Origin of the sequence: Streptococcus sp. 4155 (assembly GCF_013276695.1) — a bacterium.
Classification (GTDB): Bacteria; Bacillota; Bacilli; order Lactobacillales; family Streptococcaceae; genus Streptococcus; species Streptococcus pseudopneumoniae.
Map to the genome: position 1 here is coordinate 1 of NZ_VMLM01000058.1, position 646 is coordinate 646.

Annotated in this window: 1 pseudogene; it reads right to left on the minus strand. The window is 39.2% G+C overall.

Annotated features, from left to right (window positions below):
- Nucleotides 1–18 precede the first annotated feature (18 nt).
- A pseudogene (locus HT715_RS07705) lies at nt 19–646 on the minus strand (IS5 family transposase); the annotation flags it as partial.

Here is a 646-nt window from a genome sequence, read left to right on the forward strand (position 1 = left end):
ATTAGACTTCCTGCAAAACTAGAATCCTAGTTCATGATTGATAATACCAGCAATCAAATTCATTCGTAATCCGAAGCGTTTACGATGATTTCGATAGGTTGTTGAAAACATTTTAAACGTTTTTACTTTGGCAAAGATGTTCTCAACCTTGCTTCTCTCCTTAGATAGCGCATGGTTATAGGCTTTCTCTTCAGCTGTTAGCGGCTTGAGTTTGCTGGATTTACGTGGAGTTTGTGCTTGAGGGTAATCTTCATAAGCCCTTGATAAGCACTGTCAGCCAAGATTTTACCAGCTTGTCCGATATTTCTGCGACTCATTTTGAACAACTTCATATCATGACAATAGTTCACAGTGATCTCCAAAGAAACAATTCTCCCTTGACTTGTGACAATCGCTTGAGCCTTCATAGCGTGGCATTTCTTTTTACCAGAATCATTCGCTAATTGTTTTTTAGGGCGATGGATTTTTACTTCCGTCGCATCAATCATTACCGTGTCCTCAGAACTGAGAGGAGTTCTTGAAATCGTAAAACCACTTTGAACAAGAGTTACTTCAACCCATTGACTCCGACGGATTAAGTTGCTTTCGTGAATACCAAAATCAGCCGCAATTTCTTCATAAGTTCGATATTCTCGCACATATTGTA